Origin of the sequence: Streptomyces sp. NPDC006430, from assembly GCF_040612395.1 — a bacterium.
Lineage (GTDB): Bacteria > Actinomycetota > Actinomycetes > Streptomycetales > Streptomycetaceae > Streptomyces.
Genome location: NZ_JBEXQA010000003.1, coordinates 394,811 through 410,396, shown reverse-complemented (window position 1 = coordinate 410,396; position 15,586 = coordinate 394,811). Strand labels below are relative to the sequence as shown.

Below are 15,586 nucleotides of genomic sequence, written 5' to 3'. Positions count from 1 at the left end.
GTGGCTCCTTGCGTGCTGCTGCTACAGGTACTGGCAGGTGGAGCGGGGGACGAACACCCCGTGGCCGGCCCGACCGGTGTACTCGCGCCGGTCGATGACGAGTTCGCCGCGCGAGAGGACGGTGTCGACGCGTCCGGTGATCCGCTTGCCCTCGTACGCCGAGTAGTCCACGTTCATGTGGTGCGTCTCGGCGGAGATGACCTGCTCGGCGTGCGGGTCGTAGAGGACGATGTCGGCGTCGGAGCCCGGGGCGATGGTGCCCTTCTGGGGGTAGAGGCCGAACATCCGGGCCGGGGTCGCGCAGGCGATCTCGATCCAGCGGCGGCGACTGATGTGCCCGTCCAGGACGGCCTGGTGGAGGAGGTCCATGCGGTTCTCCACGCCGGGCAGCCCGTTCGGGATCTTCGAGAAGTCGCCGCGGCCGAGCTCCTTCTGGCCGCGGAAGCAGAACGGGCAGTGGTCGGTGGACACCACCTGGAGGTCGTTGGTCCGCAGGCCCCGCCACAGCGCAGCCTGGTGCTCGCGCGGCCTCAGCGGTGTGGAACAGACGTACTTGGCGCCCTGGAAGTCGGGCTCCGCGAGGTTGTCGGTGGACAGGAAGAGGTACTGCGGGCAGGTCTCGCCGAACACCGGCAGCCCCTTGTCCCGGGCGGCGGCCAGCTCCGCGACCGCCTCCTCGGCCGAGACGTGGACCACGTAGAGCGGGGCGCCCGCGACCCGCGCGAGCTGAACGGCCCGGTGCGTGGCCTCCGCTTCGAGGAGCACCTTGCGGACCTCGCCGTGGTGGCGGGGATCGGTCTCCCCGCGGGCCAGGGCCTGTTCGACGAGCACGTCGATCGCGATGCCGTTCTCGGCGTGCATCATGATCAGCCCGCCGTTCGAGGACGCCCGCTGCATCGCGCGCAGGATCTGCCCGTCGTCGCTGTAGAAGACCCCGGGGTAGGCCATGAACAGTTTGAAGGAGGTGACCCCCTCCCCGACCAGGTGGTCCATCTCCTTCAGGGTCCCCTCGTTCACGTCCGAGAGGATCATGTGGAAGGCGTAGTCGATGGAACACCGGCCGTCGGCCTTGTCGTACCAGGTGTCGAGCCCCTCGCGCAGGGCGCGGCCGACGCTCTGCACGGCGAAGTCGACGATCGTGGTGGTGCCGCCCCAGGCGGCGGCCCGGGTCCCGGTCTCGAAGGTGTCCGAGGCGGCGGTCCCACCGAACGGGAGCTCCATGTGGGTGTGCGCGTCGACCCCGCCGGGGATGACGTACTTTCCGCTCGCCTCGATCGTACGGTCGGCCGTCCAGGCCTCGGCGGCTGCCGAGCCGTGGGCCGCGAGGGCGGCCACCCGGCCGTCCTCGACCAGTACGTCGGCGTGGAGTTCGTCGGCGGCCGTGATGACGAGGCCGCCGCGGATCAGGGTGCGGATGGACATGTGCGACGCCTCCCGGCTACACGACGCTGCGCAGGGCCCGTTCGAGGATCTCGGCGCCCTCTTCCGCCTCGGCGACGGTGAGGGAGAGCGGCGGCGCGATGCGCAGCACGCTGGTGTTGTACCCGCCGCCCTTGCCGACCAGCAGGCCCCCTTCGCGGGCAGCCTCCAGTACGGCGGTGGCCGCGTCCGGGTCCGCCTGGTCGGTGCCGGGCTTCGCCAGCTCCAGGCCGGCCATCAGGCCCCGGCCGCGGACCTCCCGTACGGCGGGCACGGCGGCGGCGATGGCACGCAGCCGCTCCAGGAGCAGGCCGCCGACGCGGCGGGCGTTGCCCTGGAGGTCGTGCTCCAGCAGGTACGTGAGGTTCGCGAGGCCGGCGGCCATGGTGACCGGGGAGCCGCCGAAGGTGGAGATGGAGTTGGTGTCGATGCAGTTCATCACCTCGGCGCGGGCCACGACCCCGCCGACGGACATGCCATTGCCGATGCCCTTGGCGAAGGTGAGGATGTCCGGCGGGCCGTTCTGGGCGTGCGCCTGCCAGCCCCAGAAGTTGTCTCCCGTGCGGCCCCAGCCGGTCTGCACCTCGTCGCTGATCCAGAGGATGCCGTGCCGGTCCAGGACCTCTCGGAAGGCCCCGTACAGGCCGTCGGGCGGAGAGGTGAACCCGCCGACGCCCTGGACGGGTTCGGCGATGAGGGCGGCCATCTGGCCGCGGGCCTGGCCGAGTACGTCTTCGAGGTCGGCGACGCAGGCGGCGGTGAACTCGGCGTCGCTCAGGTGCGCGAAGGGTCCGCGGGTGCGCACGGCACCGTGGACGTAGTACGTCTGGAGCGGCGAGAGGCTGGTCGGGGACCAGCCGCGGTTGCCGGTGATGGAGACGGTGGAGAAGGACCGGCCGTGGTAGCTGTTGCGCATCGCCAGGATCTGGTTGGAGCGGCGGTACGCCGTCGCCAGCAGCAGGGCGGTGTCGTTGGCCTCGGTGCCGGACGTGGTGAAGAAGACGCGGGCCTCGGGGATGCCGGACAGCGCGGCGATCCGCTCGGCCAGCTCGATCATCGGGCGGTTGAGGTACAGCGTGGAGGAGTGGATGAGCCGGCCCGCCTGCTCGGAGACGGCCTTGGTCACCTCGGGCAGGGCGTGGGCGGTCATCGTGGTGAGGATGCCGCCGAAGAAGTCGAGATAGCGGTTGCCGTCGGCGTCCCAGACGTGGCGGCCCTCGCCGTGGGTGAGCTCGACGGGGCGGTCGTAATACAGCGCGAGCCAGTCGGGCATGACGGCACGGTGGCGGCTGTGCAGGGGGATCGGGTTGGTCACGGCTGTACGAGCCCTCCGTATGCGTCGGGGCGGCGGTCGCGGTAGAACGCCCATTGGGTGCGGACCTCTTCGATGAGGCCGAAGTCGAGGTCGCGGACGAGGAGTTCCTCCTCCTTGTCGCTGGCGACCTCCCCGACGAACTGGCCGCGCGGGTCCACGAAGTAGCTGGTGCCGTAGAAGTCGTCGTCGCCGTATTCCTCCTGGCCGACGCGGTTGATCGCGGCGATGAAGTACTCGTTGGCGACGGCGGAGGCGGGCTGTTCCAGCTGCCACAGGTACGCGGACAGGCCGCGGGAGGTCGCGGACGGGTTGTAGACCAACTGGGCTCCGGCCAGGCCCAGTGCGCGCCAGCCCTCGGGGAAGTGGCGGTCGTAGCAGATGTAGACGCCGACGCGGCCGACGGCGGTGTCGAAGACGGGCCAGCCCAGATTGCCCGGCCGGAAGTAGTACTTCTCCCAGAAGCCCTTGACCTGGGGGATGTGGTGCTTGCGGTACTTGCCCAGGTAGCTGCCGTCGGCGTCGATGACGGCAGCGGTGTTGTAGTAGAAGCCCTCGCTCTCCTGCTCGAAGACGGGCACGACGATGACCATGCCGGTCTCGCGGGCGAGTGCCTGCATGCGCTGGACGGTGGGGCCGTCGGGGACCGGCTCGGCCCAGCGGTAGTGCTCGGGTTCCTGGACCTGGCAGAAGTACGGGGCGTTGAACACCTCCTGGAAGCCGATGATCTGCGCGCCCTGGGCGGCGGCCCGCCGGGCGTGCTCCTCGTGCTTGGCGATCATCGACTCGGTGTCTCCGGTCCAGGTGGCCTGGACGAGTGCGGCGCGGACGACTTGGGCCATGAGCTGCTCCTCGCGACGGGAACGCCGACTTCTACGCACGTAGACGGTGTGCGTAGGGAGTAGAACGTAGGCCTCGTCACACCGTGGGGCAAGACCGCCTTGCACGGTTGGAGTAGTCGATCACATGAGGGCGTGCATCGGTCGATTCCGGTCAGGAAACGGACGGTTTCGCAACGCGCAGGGCGTGTACGAGGTCACGGTGGTGGGTGGTGGAGAGCGCCTCGGCGGCCCGGAGCAGCCGGGGGGCGAACCACTGCGGGTCGCGACGCGCGAGGCGGGCCGCCTCCTCCGCGGTGCGGGCGCGGACGAAGGCACTCAACAGGGCGTCGGCCTCGTGGCTCCGGCCGCACGCGGCGAGGGCCAGGGCCGCTTCCGCGATCTCGGCGGGTGGACGGGCCACGCCCTGGCGCAGCAGTGCTTCGCAGTCGGCGTGCCGGCCGGCCTCGCCGAGGGCGGCGGCGACCGCGGCGAGTCGATCGGGCGGGAGCGAGGCCGCCTCCCACAGCAGGACGGCCCAGTCCGCGCCGAGTCCGGCGCGGGTCAGCTCCACGGCGAAGAAGGGCAGCCACTCGGCGGGCCGGGCCGCGGCCTCGCACAGCAGCACGTGCGCTTCCCCGCTGCGCCCCTGGGCCCGCAACGCGATCAACTCGGCGACGGCCCGGGGAACCCCGTCGGCCGGCGCGATGTTGGCCGGCGCGCTGTCGGCCAGCGCGGTGTCGATCGGCGCGGTGTCGATCGGCTGCACCTCCGGCTGCGGCGGGGCGAAACGGGCTCCCCGCGGGGCGGGCAGCTCGGGCCCGGTCCGCCCGAAGCGCGCGCCGCGGGGCGGGGCGGTGACCTCGTCGGGATGCCCGGGCGGCGGGGTGAAGACCGGGCTCTCGGGTGCCGCGGAACCTGCGTACCGGGCCCCTCCCGCCCGCCGGGCGCCCCTCAGCCACCGCCCCTCGGCGCGCCCGACGGGAGGCTGCACCGCCGCCTCCCCCGCATCGCCCTGCCGCGGCACCCCGGGCAGTAACTCCCCGGCTTCGGCATTGGCTTCGGCCCACGGCCCGGAGGGCCGCTGCCCGTCCGGGGCGGGCGCGGGCCCTTCGAGGGACACCGGCCACTCGGTCCCGCTCCGGGCGGACGGCCCGCCGGCACCCGCCGGCGGTTCCACGGGCTGCACACCGAGAGGGTCCGCCGGTACGGAGCCCTGCGGGCCGGGCGGATACCCGGCTCCCGTCGGCGGGGAGGCCGCGAGGCGCGCGGTCAGGTCCTCGTGTCGGGCGGCGGCCCTGACCGCGTCGTCGCGGGTCCAGGCGAGCTCCCGGGTCAGGGCGTCCACCGCGGCACGGTCCGTCGTCGCGGCCAGCTGCGCCGTCAGGCTGCGGACGGCCGCTTCCGAGGCGGCCCGCTGGTCGACGGCCGCCGCCCACAGCGTCCGCAGTTCCTCCACACCGCCCGGCAGCCGGTCCCACGCCGTGACGGCCGCGGCCCGCAGCCGGGCCGCGTACTGCGTCTCCCGCGCCGCGAACTCCGCACCCCGTGCCTCCGCGAGGTCGCTGAGCAACGACTCCACCACGTCCCAGGGCGGCATCGCGGCGCCGTCGAGGCAGGCGCGCATGCCCTCCGGATCCCGTCGCAGGAACTCCCCGTACCAACCTGCCGCGGGATCGAGTCTCTGTGTCAACCCGCGCAAGTAGTTCGAGAGTTGCCCGATCGCCAGCGAAGTCGCGGTCTCCATGCCGGCATTGCACCCCACCGGTGTTACGGGCGGGCTACGGGAATCTCAAAGCTTGACTGCGATCGCGGTATGCGGCCGCTTGCCGCGCCGGGCCACCGCCGCGGGTAGGTCCAGTACCCAGAACTGCCAGGTGTACTTGCGCGACAGCAGCCGGCGCACCCGCTTCAGCCCGGCCTCGTCCAGCAGTCGCGCTTCGCCCTCCACTACGGGCGCCCCCTCGGGCACCCGCCCCCGCACGTCGCACGGTGCGACCGTGACCCGGCCGTTGTTGCGGATGCGTTTCACCTTCCAGGAATCGCTGTGGGTCCAGAGGTACAGCTCGCCGCCGTCGGCGACCGCCCACACCGGCGTGGCGACAGGGGTGCCGTCCTTGCGGAAGGTGGTGAGGCTGACGTACTTGCCCCGGTTCAGCTCTTCGAGAGTCATCCCCGGAGCCTAAACGCCCGGCTCCGGCCGCACGTTCTCGGCCGGTGCGCGCGTACGGAAGGTCCGTGCCGGGCCGCACGCCACGGTGGTGCGGGCCGTCCCCCTACTGCCGCGGTCATCCGTTCGGCACTCGGGGGCCGGGGGCGGCCGACACCGGCGCCGGGTGGCGCGGGCCCGCGTCGCCCGGGTCTGCGCCGCGGGCGCGGCCGTCGGGGGCGGCGCAGACCGCGAGGAGCAGACCTCCCGCGAGGAGGGCGCCGAGGAGTCCGAGACCGAGTCGCTCGGAGGCGTTCGTTGCTGACACGCCTTCACGTTTGCCCCGCACCCGGCAGCTCCCACCACCGATTGGTCCGTTCGGCCCGCCGGGCGCGCCCGAACGGCAGCCGAAGGTCCGCGGCCCGGGGGGGGCTCAGACGGGCACGAAGGAGCAGCGGCGCATCACGTCGTCGAGGGACAGCCCGAGCGCCTCGGCCAGGGCGGCCACGGTGAAGAAGGCCGGGGTGGGCGCGCGGCCGGTCTCGATCTTGCGGAGGGTCTCGGAGGACAGCCCTGCGCTGGCCGCGACCTCGACCATGCTGCGGCCGCCGCGGGCCTCGCGCAGCAGGGCGCCCAGACGCTCGCCGCGCTCGCGCTCTTCGGGGGTGAGAGGGGTGCGGACCATGCCGTCATCCTACCCCGTCCCCCCAATAACTATCCCGTTAAAGTTATACCGGTATAGTTATTGGCATGGTGGAACTGAAGACAGAACGGTCGATCGCTGAAATGCGCGCCCCGGGCCGGGTCGTCGCCCGCGCCCTGGCCTCCGTACGGCAGGCCGCGCGGGTCGGCGTGTCCTTGCGGGACCTGGACGGGGTGGCCCGCGAGGTCCTGGACGCGGCGGGGGCGACATCACCCTTCCTGGGCTACCGGCCGGAGTTCGCTCCGGTGCCCTTCCCGGCGGTGATCTGCGCCTCGGTCAACGACGCGATCGTGCACGGCATCCCCAACGACTACCGGTTGCGCGACGGCGACCTGGTCAGCATCGACTGCGGGGCGAAGCTCGGCGGCTGGGCCGGGGACGCGGCGGTCAGCTTCACCGTCGGTCGGGCACGCCCCGCCGACCTGCGCCTGATCGAGACTGCCGAGGAAGCCCTCGCCGCCGGAATCGCCGCCGCACTGCCCGGCAACCGGATCGGCGACATCGCGCACGCCGTCGGCACGGTCTGTCGTGCGGCCGGATACGGCATCCCGGACGGCTTCGGCGGCCACGGCGTGGGCCGCAACATGCACGAGGATCCGGGCGTACCCAACGAGGGCCGGCCGGGGCGCGGCATGAAGCTGCGCCCCGGCATGGTGCTCGCGATCGAACCGATGCTGGTCGCGGGCGGTACGGACGACTACCGGTGCGACGGGGACGGCTGGACCCTACGGACCGTCGACGGCAGCCGTGCCGCGCACGTGGAGCACACGGTCGCGATCACCGCCGACGGTCCGCAGATCCTGACCGCACCGTAGGGCCGGCCGGTGCGCCCGCCGGCGCGGGCGCCCCCCGGCGCCCGCCCCTGCGTGCGGCTGTTGGGCGGGCGGCCTACGCGCGGCCGTGCGGGTGGACCACCATCGCGGAACCGCCGCCCCGCCGGGTCGTCTCGGCGGCGGCCAGCCAGCGCCCGTCCGGGAGCCGTTGGACCCCGGTGGCGGCGCCGATCTCCGGGTTCTGCCGGAAGCCCTGGCCCAGTGCCTCCAGTGCGGTGCGCACCGGACTGTTCCACAGACCCGGCTCCAGCTCGGTGGTGCTCTGGTTGCGCTGGCTGGCCCGCGGCGCCGCGATGGCGTCGACCAGCGGCAGGTTCCGGTCCAGGTGCCCGATCAGGGTCTGCAGGACGGTGGTGATGATGGTGGCGCCACCCGGGGAGCCGACCGCGAGCACCGGACGCCCGTCCTCCAGCACGATGGTCGGGGACATGGACGAACGGGGCCGCTTGCCGGGTCCGGGCAGGTTCGGGTCCGGGACTCCGGGGGCCGCAGGGGCGAAGGAGAAGTCGGTGAGCTCGTTGTTGAGGAGGAAGCCTCGGCCCGGGACGGTGATCGCACTGCCGCCGGTGGACTCGATGGTCAGGGTGTACGAGACCACGTTGCCCCAGCGGTCGGCGACCGTCAGGTGCGTGGTGTTCTCCCCTTCGTACGTGGTCGGGGCGGCCTGCCCGCCGGTGGCGCAGGGCACCGGATGGCGCGGGTCTCCGGGGGCCAGCGGGCTGGTCAGCGCCCGGTCCGGCCGGATGAGGCAGCCGCGCGAGTCGGCGTACCGCTGCGAGAGCAGCTCCCGCGTGGGGACCTGCTCGAAGGCGGGATCACCGACCCAGCGCCCGCGATCGGCGAAGGAGATCCGCGAGGCCTCGATGAAGCGGTGCAGGTACTGCGCCTCGGACAGGGAGCCGAGGTCGGTGCGCTCCAGGATGTTGAGCGCCTCACCGACGGTGGTGCCGCCCGAGGACGAGGGGGCCATGCTGTACACGTCGAGGCCCCGGTAGCCGACCCGAGTGGGTTCCTGCCGCTTGGTCGCGTACGCGCGCAGGTCGTCCGTGGTCAGGTCGCCGGGCCGGACGATCCGGGTGGCGGCCGGGTCCACCGGCGGCTTGCGGACGGCCCGGACGATGTCCTCGGCGATCGGACCCCGGTAGAGCGCGCCGGTGCCCTTGCGGGCCAGCTCCGCGTACGTGGCCGCCAGGTCGGGGTTCTTGAAGGTGGAGCCGACGACCGGCAGGGCGCCGCCGGGCAGGAACAGCTTGCGGGTGTCGGGGAAGTCCTTGAAGCGGTCCTGGTTGAGCTCCGTCTGGGCCCGGAAGGTCGAGTCCACGGTGAAGCCGTCGCGTGCCAGCTTCTCGGCGGGCTTGAGGAGTTGGCCGAGCGGGCGGGTGCCCCAGGCGTCGAGGGCGCTCTTCCAGGTGGCGGGGGTGCCGGGGACCCCGACACCGCGGCCACTGGTCTGCCCCTCGGCGAACGGGATGGGCACGCCGTTCTCCTGGAAGAGGCCGGCGGTGGCCGTCGCGGGCGCGGTCTCGCGGCCGTCGATGGTCCGTACCCGGCGGGACCCGGCGTCGTAGTAGACGAGGTATCCGCCCCCGCCGATGCCGGCCGAGTACGGCTCGGTCACGCCCAGCGCTGCGGCCGTCGCGACGGCGGCGTCCACGGCGTTGCCGCCGGAGCGCAGGACCGCGATGCCGGCTGCGGAGGCGTCGGCGTCGACGCTGGCGACGGCCCCGCCGTACCCGACCGCGACGGGCACCTTGGCGGGGGTGGCCGGGGCCGCCGGCGGGGCGGCGGCGCCCGTCGAGACGAGGGCGGCGACGAGGGCCAGCAACGGTAACGTGCGGGTGACGGGACGGTGCATCCGGACCTCCAGTGGCAGCGTGCGCCGAGCCTAGCCGTCGCTCCGGCGTCCCGTCAGGACGTCGGTAACGACCGCGTAGTTCACCGGCGTGGCACCGCCCGACAGCGCGTGCCTTAGCATCCCGCGCATGAATGACGACGTCCGCAACATCGTGCTCGGGGTGATAGCCACCGCCGTCAGCGGCGGGTTCGGCTGGTTCTCCCGTACCTACCTCTGGCGCCGCGCGCTCCGCCGCAAACAGGCCTTCTTCGGGCTACCGACCGGGGCCGACTGCGTGTTCGTGGTCAACCGGCAGATGGGCGGGAACGATTCGTCCCTCCACCGCAGCGACGCCTTCGCACTGCTGGAGGTCTCCGCCCTGATCAAGGACTGCGGGGCGAACGTGCAGATCGTCACCCACGACGGGGCCCGCCAGGGCTTCGGCGAGCGGGCCGAGTTCTGCGTCGGCGGGCCGGCGTCCAACACCCGTACCGTGGCGCACCTGGCCTCCATGCTCCCGGGCGTACGGATGGCGGTCTCCGACGAGCCCGCCGCGGACCGGGGGGCCATCGTCGTCGGCGGGGAGTCGTACCGCTGGCAGAAGGGCCTGGTCGAGTACGTGCTGCTGGCCCGGCTGACGTCCGGACGGGGCTCCCGGCCGGTGTTCCTGCTGTGCGGGCAGACCGCCAACAGCAATCAGGCGGCGGCCCGCTACCTGGCCAAGCACCACGTGCACCTGGCCCGCACGTACGGTGAGGAGAGCTTCTGCATCCTGCTGAAGGTGATCAATTCCGACGCCTACGGCCCCGACGTCACGGAGCTGGTGGCGGACGTCACCGCGCCGGCCCGGACACCCGTAGCGGCAGTCGCGTGATCCCGTTGATGAAGTTCGACACCAACCGGCGTGGCGGGCCCGCGAGTTCCGGGGCCGGCATGGCCGCGCGCCACTCCTCGTAGAGCACCCGCAGCTGGAGCCGGGCGAAATGGGCGCCGAGGCAGACGTGCGGACCGTCCCCGAAGGAGACGTGCGGATTGGGCGTCCGGCCGAGGTCGAGGCGCCCCGGGTCGGTGAATACGCGCTCGTCGTGGTTGGCGGAGGCGTGGAACACCACGACCTTGTCCCCGGCACGGATCTGCTGTCCGGCCAGTTCGGTGTCGACGGCGGCGGTACGGCGGAAGCTGAGCACGGGCGGGTGGACGCGCAGGAGTTCGTCGACGGCCCGGTCCGACGGGACGCCGCCGCCGGCGAACCGCCGGTAGGCGTCCGGGGAGCCGGCCAGTGCGAGGAGGGCGCCGGGAGCGGCGCTCCGTACGGTGTCGTTGCCCGCGACGGTGAGCAGGAAGAAGAACATCTCCAGCTCGGCCGGGTCCAGCCCGGCCCCGGCGAGGGCGGTCATCAGGTCGTCGCCGGGGTGGGTGCGTTTGAAGGCCGCGAGCTCGCGGGCATAGCCGAACATCTCGCCCAGCAGGGCCGGGGAGCGCGGGTTGAGCGGCTTGCCGTCGGGGCCGCGCAGCGGTTCGGGCGTGTCCTCGGGGTCCTGGTAGCCGATGATCCGTACGGTCCACTCCAGCAGCAGGGCGCGGTCGGCGGCGGGGACGCCCATCAGGTCGGTGAGATTGAGCAGCGCGTACTCGTCGGTGACGGCGGCGACCACGTCGGCGGCGCCGTCCTCGGCCTTGGCCCGGGCGTCGGCGAGCAGCGTACGGGCGCGCTCCCGGACCCGGCCGGCGAAGGCGTCGACGCGGGCCGGGGTGAAGGCGCGCGAGACCAGGCGGCGCAACCGCCCGTGGTCGGTGGGGGTCTCCCCCGCGGAGCGGCGGGAAGGGTCCTGGTTGAGCATGGTGCGCCGGAGGAAGGGCAGGTCCGCCGGGTCGGGATCGCGGATCTGGGTGGCGCCCAGCCAGGAGGAGTACGTGGTGTGGTCGCGCAGCACCCGGACCACGTCGGCGTGCCGGGTGACCGCCCAGAAGCCGGGTCCGGCGGGCCAGCCCAGGAGCTCCGGCTCCGCCTGCCGGGCCACCGGGTTCCGGTCACGCAACAGCCGGTAGCGCGCGTGCGGGACGCCCTCGGCGTAGACGCGCGGATCGAAGACGTCGGGGACGTCCGCGGCGGGGTTCGGGGAGGCCTGGTCCATGGGCCCACGGTGGCCGCAGCACCGGCCGCCCCGCAAGGGGACCGCCGGAGCGGGAGGCGCGCTCAGCTGCTGCCGGTGTCGCAGGCTGCCTCGTCGAGGGTGGTGTCCGGGCCGCGCAGGACCACCCGGTCCTGAGACCCGCTGGTGGACAGCGCGGTGCACACCAATTGGCCGCGGGCGAGCGCGGACAGGCCGCCGACCTTGAACGGGAGCCGGATTTCGATCACGGCGTCCGAGCTCCGTACGACCTGGGCTCCCGCGGCCTGTTTGGGGTCCAGCGCGGGCAGCTCGGTGTGCAGGCCCGAGGCCTTCTCCTGACCGTCGGGGCCGAGGAGCAGTCGGACCACGCCGGTCCGGAGGTCGCCCGACGGGTCGTCGGACTGGGACGAGGGGACGAGCCGGTCGTCCGGGGTCACGAAGTACGGCAGCGGCCCTTCGTTGCGCTCCGGCACGATCACCCGGGCCGCGGCGCCGCTCTCGATCACCCCGGTGGTCTTGATCCCGCAGCCGGTGAGCAGCAGGGCGCCCAGCAGGGCGCTGACGCCCGCGGCCGTCCGTGCGGGGTTCATGCGTCGGCCTCCAGGGGCATGTCGAGGGTGAACACGGCTCCGCCGGCGGGCCCGTTCGCGGCGAGCAGGGTGCCGCCGTGCAGCCGGACGTTCTCCAGGGTGATGGCGAGGCCGAGGCCGCTGCCCGCGGAGCGGGTACGGGCGGCGTCGGCCTTGAAGAAGCGGTCGAAGATGTGCGGCAGCACCTCGGGGGCGATGCCGGGCCCGCTGTCGGCGACCACAAGGAGCAGCCGGGGGCCACCGGGTCGGGGTTCGGTGCGTACGCTGACGCGGACGGGGGCGCCGCCGTGTTTGAGGGCGTTGCCGACGAGGTTGGCGAGGACCACGTCGAAGCGGCGCGGGTCGAGTCGGGCCCGCACCTGCGACGGCAGGTCGGTGACCACCCGGTCGTCGTCCCAGTGGCGGCGTTCCAGGGTCTTGCGGACGGCCTCGGCCACGTCCACGTCGTCGAGGTTGAGTTCGGCCGCGCGCGCGTCGAAGCGGGATATCTCCATCAGGTCCTCGACGAGGACCGCGAGCTTGCCGGTCTCGGCGCTGACCAGCCGCAGGGCGGCGGCCGTGTCGGGGTCGAGGCGCTCGGCTTCCTCGTCCAGGACTTCGGTGACGGCGAGCATCCCGGAGAGCGGGGTGCGCAGTTCGTGGGAGACGTCGGACGCGAAGCGGCGGGCCCGGATCTCGGCCTCCCGTAGTTCGTTCACCGACTGTTCGAGGGCGCGGGCGGTCTCGTTGAAGGTGCGGGCGAGTCCGGCGAGCTCGTCGGCGCCGCGGACTTCGATGCGGGTGTCGAGGCGGCCGCGGCCGAGGTGCTGGGCGGCGCGGCGCATGTCCCGTACGGGGCGCAGGACGCTGCGCGCGGCGAGCAGGGCGGGGACGACGGCGATGGCGAGGCCGGGGACGGCGCCCCGTTTGGCGGCTTCGACCATGGCGTCCACCGTCTTCGCCTCGGTGGCCAGGGGCATCGTGGCGAAGATGACGAGGCCGGTGGGTTGGCGCACGTCGTTGCGGCTGAAGACGGCCGGCATGCCGACGGCGAGGTAGGGGGTGCCGGCGGGGTCGGTCACGCGTTGGAAGGCGCCGTGCGGATGGGCGGACACCTGGACGCGCAGTTGCTCGGTGACGACCGTGGAAGTGGGCGCGCTGGTGCTGGAGGCCCGCAGGCTGCCGTACTCCCCGAAGACGGCCCAGGGGTGCGGTTTGCCGCGTTTGCCCAGTTCGTTCACGAAGCGCTGGAGCTGCTCCTGTTCCATCGGCAGCGTGACGGGCTGGTTCTCCATCAGGTCGCGCAGGGTGCTGACGGCGGTGTCCTGGCTCTGCTTGAGGACCGCGGTGCGGGCCTGCTGGTAGGTCAGCGCGGCCGTGGTCACCGCGGAGATCGCAGCGACCAGGAGGAAGGCCGCGATCAACCGGGTGCGCAGCCCGAGCGGCGCGATGCGCCTCACCACGCCTTCTGGAGGGGGCCGAACCGGTAGCCGAAACCGCGCACGGTCTGGATGTAGCGGGGGGCGGTGTCGGGGTCCTCGACCTTGTGGCGCAGGCGCCGTACGCACGCGTCCACGAGCCGGGCGTCGGCGTGGTAGCTGTGCTCCCATACGTACTCCAGGAGCTGTTGGCGGGAGAAGACCTGCTCGGGCGAGGCCGACAGGTGCAGTAGGAGCTTGAGTTCGCTGGGGGCCAGCGGGACCCGCTCACCGTTCTTCGCGACGGTCAGCCCGGCACGGTCGATGGCGAGCTCGCCGTGGAACTCGACCTCGGGGCGGGCGCCCGCCGGGTCGCCCAGGCGGCGCAGCACGGCCCTGATGCGGGCCTCGATCACCTCGGTGCGGGCGGGTTTGACGATGTAGTCGTCGGCGCCGGCCTCCAGGCCGACGACTATGTCGAAGTCGTCACCGCGGGCGGTCAGCATGATGATCGGGACCTGGCTGGTCTCCCGGATGCGGCGGCAGACCTGCACGCCGTTCATGCCGGGCAGCATGAGGTCGAGCAGCACCAGTTCGGGGTGGAAGTCCGCCATCAGGGCGAGGCCCGCCTCGCCGGTCTCGGTGGCGCCCACCTCGTGGCCGCGGCGGCGTAGGCCGAGGCCCACTCCTTCCCGGATGGAAGGGTCGTCCTCGATCAGCAGTACGCGTGGCATCCGGTCGTCGTCCCAGGTGGTTCGGGGCCTTCCCCCCCGTCAACGGCTGGTCTTGCGCCGCAGGGAGTCCAGCAGGTCGGTGATTTCCGTGAGGCGCAGGGGCCCGGCAAGGAGGACGACGACGAGCACGATCGCCCCGGTTCCCGCGCCGACCGCTGCGAAGTCGCCCAGGCCCTCGGCGGCCAGGGCGGCTGCGTACCCCGCGGCGACCGCGGGCACGCAGGCGACCAGCAGCCGCAGGTGGGTGCGGACCGCGGTGCTGCGGCGCTCGGTACGGCTTCCCGCGCGGGGTCCCAGGCGCCGGGCCAGGGTGTACGCGGTGACCGCGAGGCCCGCGAACAGTGCCACGGAGTAGGCGCCCGCCATTCCCGTGACCGCCCAGCGCGGCGGCAGCAGGAGGTACGCGGCGGCGGAGAGAGCGGCGTTCAGGGCGGCGATGACCAGGTTCAGGAAGAACGGGGTCCGGGTGTCCGAGAGGGCGTAGAACCCGCGCGAGAGGACGTACTGGCCGGAGAAGGCGATCAGACCGGGGGCGAAGGCCGCCAGCATGCCCGCCATGACCTCGACGTCGGCGGCGCCGGTGCGCCCGTACTCGAAGACGCTGCCCATCACCCAGGGGGCCAGGGCGGCGAAGACCGCGGCGGCGGGGACGACGAGGGCGGCGCTGGAGCGCAGCGCGTACGAGACGTCCCGGCGGACCGCACCGAGATCGCCGTCGGCGGCGGCCGAGCTCATCCGGGGCATCAGTGCGGTCACGAGGGAGACGGTGATGATGCCCTGCGGGACGATCCACAGCTGGTAGGCGTTGCTGTAGGCGGTGTAGCCGGCGCCGCCCGCGAGGCCGGCTTCGACGGCGTGCCGTCCGGTGGCGGTGGACAGCCGGGTGACGACCCAGTAGCCGATCTGGTTTGTGAAGACGAGCATGACCAGCCAGCCCGCGTTGCGCAGCGGGCGGGCGAGGCCCTGGCCGCGCCAGTCGAAGCGGGGCCGCCAGCGGAAGCGGGCGGCGCGCAGCGAGGGGACGAGCGCGAGGGCCTGGAGGACGATGCCCGCGGTGGTGCCGAGGCCGAGCAGCCTGGTCTCCGCGCCCGTCAGGCCGTCGGCCGCATCGTGGGACAGGTAGAGGAAGAGCCCGAAGACAGCGATGATCACGATGTTGTTGAGGACCGGGGTCCACATCATCGCGCCGAACCGGCCGCGGGCGTTCAGCACCTGGCCGAGCAGGGTGAAGAGCCCGTAGAAGAGGATCTGCGGGAGGCAGTACCGGGCCAGGGCCACGGTGGTGCTCGCCTGGGTCCCGGTGTACGGGGTGTACGCCGAGACGATCAGCGGTGCGGCCAGTACGGCGACGGCGGTCAGCACGACGAGGGCCGCCGTGCAGGCGGTCAGCAGCCGGTCGGTGTAGGCGGCCCCGCCGTCCTCGTGCTCCTTGGCGGCCCGGACCAGTTCGGGAACGAAGACCGCGTTGAGCGCGCCGCCGATGAGCAGCATGTACAGGATGTTCGGGACGGTGTTGGAGACGGCGTAGCTGTCGCCGAGCAGTCCGGTGCCGAGCGCGGCGACCACGACGGCGGAGCGGACGAAGCCGGTGGCGCGGGAGACGATCGACCCGGCGGCCATGAGCGCGCCGCTGCGCAGCACCGAGGACTTCTGCGGTGCCGTGGGCACCGTGTGCGCCGCGGG

15 protein-coding genes are annotated in these 15,586 nt (G+C 72.9%); 2 read left to right on the top strand and 13 right to left on the bottom strand.

Annotated features, from left to right (window positions below; all coding sequences use genetic code 11):
* Nucleotides 1–21 precede the first annotated feature (21 nt).
* The 7 genes from hydA to ABZZ20_RS07710 form a co-directional block, all read right to left on the bottom strand.
* Complete coding sequence (gene hydA, locus ABZZ20_RS07740; protein ID WP_356867853.1) at nt 22–1,422, bottom strand: dihydropyrimidinase; 1,401 nt, start codon at nt 1,420–1,422, stop codon at nt 22–24.
* 16 nt (nt 1,423–1,438) lie between these two features.
* Nucleotides 1,439–2,692, bottom strand: a complete 1,254-nt coding sequence (locus ABZZ20_RS07735; RefSeq protein ID WP_356867996.1) for an aspartate aminotransferase family protein — start codon at nt 2,690–2,692, stop codon at nt 1,439–1,441.
* 38 nt (nt 2,693–2,730) lie between these two features.
* On the bottom strand, nt 2,731–3,573 hold the full coding sequence (locus ABZZ20_RS07730; protein WP_356867851.1) for a nitrilase-related carbon-nitrogen hydrolase: 843 nt from the start codon (nt 3,571–3,573) through the stop codon (nt 2,731–2,733).
* A gap of 151 nt (nt 3,574–3,724) precedes the next feature.
* Nucleotides 3,725–5,296: a hypothetical protein gene (locus ABZZ20_RS07725; protein ID WP_356867849.1), complete on the bottom strand. Its 1,572-nt coding sequence runs from the start codon at nt 5,294–5,296 to the stop codon at nt 3,725–3,727.
* 45 nt (nt 5,297–5,341) lie between these two features.
* Nucleotides 5,342–5,722, bottom strand: a complete 381-nt coding sequence (locus ABZZ20_RS07720) for a PPOX class F420-dependent oxidoreductase (RefSeq protein ID WP_356867847.1) — start codon at nt 5,720–5,722, stop codon at nt 5,342–5,344.
* A 115-nt stretch (nt 5,723–5,837) separates the two neighbouring features.
* A complete protein-coding gene (locus ABZZ20_RS07715) occupies nt 5,838–6,026 on the bottom strand; it encodes a hypothetical protein (protein WP_356867845.1) in 189 nt (62 codons plus the stop codon).
* A gap of 105 nt (nt 6,027–6,131) precedes the next feature.
* Complete coding sequence (locus ABZZ20_RS07710; protein ID WP_356867844.1) at nt 6,132–6,383, bottom strand: helix-turn-helix transcriptional regulator; 252 nt, start codon at nt 6,381–6,383, stop codon at nt 6,132–6,134.
* Nucleotides 6,384–6,448: 65 nt separating this feature from the next.
* Between ABZZ20_RS07710 and map the strand changes: the two genes are divergently transcribed.
* Nucleotides 6,449–7,216, top strand: coding sequence for a type I methionyl aminopeptidase (gene map / locus ABZZ20_RS07705; protein WP_356867842.1), 768 nt, complete (start codon nt 6,449–6,451; stop codon nt 7,214–7,216).
* Between the two features lie 73 nt (nt 7,217–7,289).
* Here the strand turns inward: map and ggt are convergent, their stop codons facing one another.
* Nucleotides 7,290–9,089, bottom strand: coding sequence for a gamma-glutamyltransferase (gene ggt, locus ABZZ20_RS07700; protein ID WP_356867840.1), 1,800 nt, complete (start codon nt 9,087–9,089; stop codon nt 7,290–7,292).
* A gap of 127 nt (nt 9,090–9,216) precedes the next feature.
* Here ggt and ABZZ20_RS07695 point away from each other — a divergent pair, with 127 nt between their 5' ends.
* Nucleotides 9,217–9,942: a hypothetical protein gene (locus ABZZ20_RS07695; RefSeq protein ID WP_356867838.1), complete on the top strand. Its 726-nt coding sequence runs from the start codon at nt 9,217–9,219 to the stop codon at nt 9,940–9,942.
* Here ABZZ20_RS07695 and ABZZ20_RS07690 read toward each other — a convergent pair.
* The 5 genes from ABZZ20_RS07690 to murJ form a co-directional block, all read right to left on the bottom strand.
* Nucleotides 9,902–11,203, bottom strand: a complete 1,302-nt coding sequence (locus tag ABZZ20_RS07690; protein WP_356867836.1) for a cytochrome P450 — start codon at nt 11,201–11,203, stop codon at nt 9,902–9,904. The genes ABZZ20_RS07695 and ABZZ20_RS07690 overlap by 41 nt on opposite strands.
* 62 nt (nt 11,204–11,265) lie before the next feature.
* Complete coding sequence (locus tag ABZZ20_RS07685; RefSeq protein ID WP_356867834.1) at nt 11,266–11,772, bottom strand: hypothetical protein; 507 nt, start codon at nt 11,770–11,772, stop codon at nt 11,266–11,268.
* Nucleotides 11,769–13,211 (bottom strand): HAMP domain-containing sensor histidine kinase, encoded by a 1,443-nt coding sequence (locus tag ABZZ20_RS07680; RefSeq protein ID WP_356867832.1) that lies wholly within the window; start codon nt 13,209–13,211, stop codon nt 11,769–11,771. The genes ABZZ20_RS07685 and ABZZ20_RS07680 overlap by 4 nt, the downstream gene beginning before the upstream one ends.
* Nucleotides 13,208–13,903 carry a response regulator transcription factor gene (locus tag ABZZ20_RS07675; RefSeq protein ID WP_356867830.1) on the bottom strand — a complete coding sequence of 232 codons (696 nt, stop codon included), beginning with the start codon at nt 13,901–13,903 and terminating at the stop codon, nt 13,208–13,210. Before ABZZ20_RS07675 ends, ABZZ20_RS07680 begins: the two co-directional genes overlap by 4 nt.
* Before the next feature lie 39 nt (nt 13,904–13,942).
* The gene (murJ, locus tag ABZZ20_RS07670) at nt 13,943–15,571 is read right to left on the bottom strand and encodes a murein biosynthesis integral membrane protein MurJ (protein ID WP_356867994.1); all 1,629 of its coding nucleotides are present in this window, start codon (nt 15,569–15,571) and stop codon (nt 13,943–13,945) included.
* Nucleotides 15,572–15,586: the final 15 nt, after the last annotated feature.